3 protein-coding genes are annotated in these 6,248 nt (G+C 63.1%); 1 reads left to right on the top strand and 2 read right to left on the bottom strand.

Features of this window, described 5'->3' with window-relative positions; all coding sequences use genetic code 11:
• Nucleotides 1–148: 148 nt before the first annotated feature.
• Both IAE38_RS23435 and purL read right to left on the bottom strand, forming a co-directional pair.
• Nucleotides 149–460, bottom strand: coding sequence for an NGG1p interacting factor 3 protein, NIF3 (locus IAE38_RS23435; RefSeq protein WP_028634831.1), 312 nt, complete (start codon nucleotides 458–460; stop codon nucleotides 149–151).
• 3 nt (nucleotides 461–463) lie between these two features.
• Entirely contained in the window at nucleotides 464–4,363 is a 3,900-nt protein-coding gene (purL, locus tag IAE38_RS23440) for a phosphoribosylformylglycinamidine synthase (RefSeq protein ID WP_201219553.1), read from the bottom strand.
• Between the two features lie 288 nt (nucleotides 4,364–4,651).
• Here purL and mltF point away from each other — a divergent pair, with 288 nt between their 5' ends.
• A complete protein-coding gene (gene mltF, locus IAE38_RS23445) occupies nucleotides 4,652–6,109 on the top strand; it encodes a membrane-bound lytic murein transglycosylase MltF (RefSeq protein WP_201163230.1) in 1,458 nt (485 codons plus the stop codon).
• Nucleotides 6,110–6,248 lie beyond the last annotated feature (139 nt).

Below are 6,248 nucleotides of genomic sequence, written 5' to 3' on the forward strand. Positions count from 1 at the left end.
GCATATGGACTATGCTTGCCATGAAAACCCACGAACAGCAAACAACTTCAAGCTTCAAGCTTCAAGCTTCAAGCTTCAAGCCTATCCAGAGTGTGCTCATATACCGAGCAAACACGCTTAGTAGATAAACAAACGTCCAATTCGAACACTAGAATTCGGCAAGGCGCCATACCTCATAAGCCGGCGTCTCATAAGGATGACTCCCCTTGAGCGCAGCGACGACCTGAGCAATCAGGCCGTCAGCAACCACAAGTTCCACCTTCCACTCCTCCACTACCTCGACCTGGCCAGCCTGCCCAAGGTACGGCTGGCTGCCGTCCAACGGGCGAAACTGCCCCTGGCCCAAGGCCTGCCAAGCGCAGTGGTCATACCCACCGATGCGCCCGCCACCAGCGGCGAACACAGCAGCCTTTACCACCTCCACATGGCTGGCAGGGACAAAGAAGGCGAGCTTATACACGCCTTAGTTCACCCACACCCGAGCATTGCGGAACATGCGCATAAGTGCCGCGTCTTCCTGCCACTCATCCGGGCGCCAGGAGTTCTGCACGGCACGGAACATACGCTCCGGGTGCGGCATCATGATGGTTACACGGCCATCGCGGCTGGTGAGACCAGTGATACCGCGCGGCGAGCCGTTCGGGTTGGCCGGGTAGGCTTCGGTGACCTTGCCGTGGTTGTCGACGTAGCGCATTGCCACGCAACCGGAAACATCCGCTTCCACCAATGCCTCTTCGCTGGCGAACTCGGCATGGCCTTCACCGTGGGCGATGGCAATTGGCATGCGCGAACCGGCCATACCCTGCAAGAAGATCGAGTTGGACTTCTGCACCTCGACCATGGCCACCCGCGCCTCGAACTGTTCGGACCGGTTGCGCACGAAGTGCGGCCAGTACTCGGTGCCCGGGATCAGCTCGTGCAGGTTGGACATCATCTGGCAACCGTTGCACACGCCAAGGGCGAAGCTGTCGCTGCGCTCGAAGAAGGCCTGGAACGCATCGCGGGCGCGGCTGTTGAACAGCGCCGACTTGGCCCAGCCCTCACCGGCACCCAGCACGTCACCGTAGGAGAAACCACCGCAGGCGACCAGGCCCTTGAAGGCTTCGAAGTCGACACGACCCGCCAGGATATCGCTCATGTGCACGTCGATGGCGGCGAAACCTGCGCGGTCGAAGGCAGCAGCCATCTCGACCTGGCCGTTGACGCCCTGCTCACGCAGGATGGCCACTTGTGGGCGAATGCCTTTCTTGATGTAGGGGGCAGCCACGTCATCGTTGACGTCGAAGCCCAGCTTCACCGACAGGCCAGGGTTGTCTTCTTCCAGCAGCAGGTCGAATTCCTGATCGGCGCAATCGGCGTTGTCGCGCAGGCGCTGCACCTGGTAGCTGGTTTCGGCCCACTGGCGCTGCAGCATGCGGCGGTCGTCGTCGAACAGCACTTCACCGTTCAGGCTGATGGACACCTCGGCGTTGTTGACCGGCTTGCCGATCACGGCCACGCACTGCTCGCCCAGGCCGGCGGCGCTGAACTGGGCCAGAACGTCCGGGGTTGCGTCCTGGCGAACCTGGATCACCGCACCCAGCTCTTCGTTGAAGAGGATGGCGGCCACATCGGCCTTGCTGTCGGTCAGCGGATCGAGTTGCAAATCCAGGCCACAGTGGCCGGCAAAGGCCATTTCCAGCACGGTGGTCATCAGGCCGCCGTCGGAGCGGTCGTGGTAGGCCAGCAGGTGGCCGTCTTCGTTCAGGCCCTGGATCACCGCGAAGAACGCCTTGAGGTCTTCTGCGTCGTCGACGTCGGGTGCCTGGGCTGCGATCTTGCCGTAGGTCTGGGCCAGGATCGAGGCGCCCATGCGGTTCTTGCCACGGCCCAGGTCGACCAGAATCAGGTCGGTCTCGCCCTTGTCCATACGCAGTTGCGGGGTGAGGGTCTTGCGGATGTCGGTGACCGGCGCGAAGCCGGTGATGATCAGCGACAGCGGCGAGGTAACGCTTTTCTCGACGCCCTCTTCGCTCCACTTGGTCTTCATCGACATCGAATCTTTACCCACCGGGATGGTGATGCCCAGTTCCGGGCACAGCTCCATGCCGACGGCCTTGACGGTGTCGTACAGGCGGGCATCTTCACCCGGGTGGCCCGCAGCGGACATCCAGTTGGCCGACAGCTTGATGTCGGACAGCTTGTCGATGCGCGAGGCGGCCAGGTTGGTCAGGGTCTCGCCAATGGCCATGCGACCGGACGCCGGGGCATCCAGCAGGGCCAGCGGGGTGCGCTCGCCCATGGCCATGGCCTCACCGGTGTAGACGTCGAAGCTGGTGGCGGTCACTGCGCAGTCAGCCACCGGCACCTGCCAGGGGCCGACCATCTGGTCGCGGGCGACCAGGCCGGTGATGGTGCGGTCACCGATGGTGATCAGGAAGCTCTTGCTGGCCACGGCCGGGTGGTTGAGCACGCGCTGAACGGCGCTGTCCAGGTCCAGCTCGCTCGGGTCGAAGTCATCGCCCAGCTCGGCTTCGCGGGTGACCGAACGGTGCATGCGCGGCGGCTTGCCCAGCAATACGTCCAGCGGCATGTCCACCGGGGTATTGCCGAAGTGGCTGTCGCTTACGGTCAGGTGTGGTTCTTCAGTCGCTTCACCGACCACCGCGAACGGGCAGCGCTCGCGCTCGCAAATGGCCTGGAACCGCTCGAAGTCGCCAGCGCTGACGGCAAGCACGTAACGCTCCTGCGATTCGTTGCTCCAGATTTCGTGCGGGGCCATGCCCGGCTCGTCGTTGGGCACGTTACGCAGTTCGAAGCGGCCACCGCGGCCACCGTCGTTGACCAGCTCGGGGAAGGCGTTGGAAATGCCACCCGCGCCCACGTCGTGAATAAAGGCGATGGGGTTGCTGTCGCCCAGCTGCCAGCAGCGGTCGATGACCTCCTGGCAGCGGCGCTCCATTTCAGGGTTCTCGCGCTGTACCGAGGCGAAGTCCAGGTCAGCCGAGCTGGCACCGGTAGCCACGGACGAAGCAGCCCCGCCGCCCAGGCCGATGAGCATGGCTGGGCCGCCGAGCACAATCAGCTTGGCGCCAACGGTGATTTCGCCCTTCTGCACATGGTCTTCACGGATGTTGCCCATGCCGCCTGCGAGCATGATCGGCTTGTGGTAGCCGCGCACCTCTTCACCGTGGGGGGTGTTGATGGCTTGCTCGAAGGTACGGAAGTAACCGGTCAGGGCCGGGCGGCCGAATTCGTTGTTGAACGCAGCGCCGCCCAGCGGGCCTTCGATCATGATGTCGAGGGCGTCGACGATGCGCTCGGGTTTGCCATAGGCCTGCTCCCATGGCTGCTCGAAGCCGGGGATGCGCAGGTTGGACACGGTGAAGCCGGTGAGGCCAGCCTTGGGCTTGGCACCACGGCCGGTGGCACCTTCGTCGCGGATTTCACCGCCGGAACCTGTCGAGGCACCCGAGAACGGGGCGATGGCGGTCGGGTGGTTGTGGGTTTCCACCTTCATCAGGATGTGCACCGGCTCCTGCACCGCACCGTACTGGCGGGTTTCAGGGTTGGGGAAGAAACGCCCGGCGACGTTACCGACGATGACCGAGGCGTTGTCCTTGTAGGCCGACAGCACGCCCTCGCTGTGCATCTGGTAGGTGTTCTTGATCATGCCGAACAGGCTTTTTTCCTGGGCCTGGCCGTCGATGTCCCAACTGGCGTTGAAGATCTTGTGGCGGCAGTGCTCGGAGTTGGCCTGGGCGAACATCATCAGTTCGATGTCGTTCGGGTTGCGCTTGAGGCCCTGGAACGCATTGACCAGGTAGTCGATCTCGTCTTCGGCCAAGGCCAGGCCCAGTTCGATGTTGGCCTTGGCCAGCGCATCACGGCCACCGGCCAGGATGTCTACCGAGGTCATCGGCTTGGGCTGGGCATGGCTGAACATGTCGGCGGCCTGCTCCAGCTGGCCGAGCACGCGCTGGGTCATGCGGTCGTGCAACTCGGCAGCGACGCGGCTGGCGTCGGCCTCGCTGAGGTTGCCGGCAACGTAATAGGCGATGCCGCGCTCCAGGCGCTGGATCGACTGCAGGCCGCAGTTATGGGCGATGTCGCTGGCCTTGCTCGCCCAGGGCGAGATGGTGCCCAGGCGCGGCACGACCAGGAACAGACGACCGGTGGGTTCCTGTACCGGTACGCTGGGGCCGTACTTGAGCAGACGGCCCAGCACCTGCTGCTGGTCAGCGGTCAGCTCGCCGTCGACATCGGCGAAATGGGCGAATTCGGCATACAAACCAGTAACAGCGGGGACTTTCTGGCTCAGTTGCTCGAGTAATTTACCGTGGCGAAAGGCAGAAAGGGCAGGAGCGCCGCGCAGGATCAACATCGTCGGGACAGCCTCAGAAGGGGTGTACTTGGAGGCCGTGCATTCTAGCCTAATTCGATGGCTTCGGCACCCGCTCTGCGCCATGCCTGCCAAGCGGCCGAACCGGACTTTCGGGTCAGAAAAGCAGCGGTAAGCTGCAAGCGTCAAGCTGCAAGAAAGAGCGAACCGTGCCGCATCCGCTTTTTCTTGCAGCTTGCCGCTTGCCGCTTGCCGCTCAAAAGCCGCTATCAGACTCCCTGGTAGTTGTCGAGATATGGCGCAGCCAGTCCTTTGCGTATACTGCAACCTATGTTCGCCCACACTGCTTTGCGCCAGCGTTGCGCCAAATGGCTTTTCGCAACCGGTCTCTTTCTGCTGCTCGGTGCCTGCGTTGAAAAACCCAGCACCCTTGAGCGCGTGAAGGAGGACGGCGTGCTGCGCGTGGTCACCCGCAACAGCCCGGCCACCTACTTCCAGGATCGCAACGGCGAAACCGGCTTCGAGTACGAGCTGGTCAAGCATTTCGCCGACGATCTGGGCGTGAAGCTGGAAATCGAAACCGCAGACAACCTCGACGAACTGTTCGACGACCTGGGCAAACCGTCCGGGCCAGTCCTGGCGGCGGCGGGGCTGGTCACCAGCGAGCGGCGCAAGGCCCAGGCCCGGTTCTCCCACCCCTACCTCGAGGTGACCCCCCAGGTCATCTACCGCAACGGCCGCCCACGCCCTACCGATGCCCAGGGCCTGGTCGGCAAGAAGATCCTGGTGCTCAAGGGCAGCAGCCATGCCGACCAGCTGGCCGAATTGAAAAAGCAGTACCCCGGCCTGCAATACGAGGAATCCGATGCCGTCGAGGTAGTCGACCTGCTGCGCATGGTGGACGAAGGCCAGATCGACCTGACCCTGGTGGACTCCAACGAACTGGCCATGAACCAGGTGTACTTCCCCAATGTACGCGTGGCCTTCGACCTGGGCGACACCCGCGACCAGCGTTGGGCCGTGGCACCTGGCGAAGACAACAGCCTGCTCAACGAGGTGAATGCATTCCTCGACAAAGCGCAGAAGAACGGCACCCTGCAGCGCCTGAAAGACCGCTACTACGGGCACGTCGACGTGCTGGGCTATGTGGGCGCCTACACCTTCGCCCAGCACCTGCAGCAGCGCCTGCCCAAGTACGAAAAACACTTCAAAAGCTACGCCAAGGTCGAGCAGGTGGACTGGCGCCTGCTGGCAGCCATTGGCTACCAGGAATCCATGTGGCAGCCGGAAGTCACCTCCAAGACCGGCGTGCGCGGCCTGATGATGCTGACCCAGCGCACGGCCCAGGCCATGGGTGTGTCCAACCGCCTGGACCCCAGGCAGAGCATCCAGGGCGGCGCCAAATACTTCATGAAGATCAAGGCCGAGCTGGACGACAGCATTCAGGAACCGGACCGCACCTGGTTCGCGCTGGCAGCCTACAACGTGGGCACCGGGCACCTTGAAGATGCACGCACCCTGGCCAAGCGTGAAAAGCTCAACCCCAATAAATGGCTGGATGTGAAAAAGATGCTGCCACGGCTCTCGCAGAAGCAGTGGTATCGCCAGACCAAATACGGGTACGCCCGCGGCGGCGAGCCGGTGCACTTCGTCGCCAACATTCGGCGGTACTACGACATCCTGACCTGGGTGACCCAGCCTCAGCTGGAAGGCCAGGTGGCCGAGGGCAACCTGCATGTCCCCGGCGTGAACAAGGACAAGCCCGCGGAGCAGTCACCGCCGATGTAAGCTCGCGGGCCCTGTCGCCTGCAAGCCACCGCACAAGGCTCATGGATTTAGCAGGGCCCTGTTGGAGCAACTGGCTTCCACAAGATCGCAAAGCTGGCGCAATCACTGTGGGAGCGGGTTTACCCGCGAACACCGGCGA

Origin of the sequence: Pseudomonas sp. S32, from assembly GCF_016648095.1 — a bacterium.
In the GTDB taxonomy this organism is placed as follows: Bacteria; Pseudomonadota; Gammaproteobacteria; order Pseudomonadales; family Pseudomonadaceae; genus Aquipseudomonas; species Aquipseudomonas parafulva.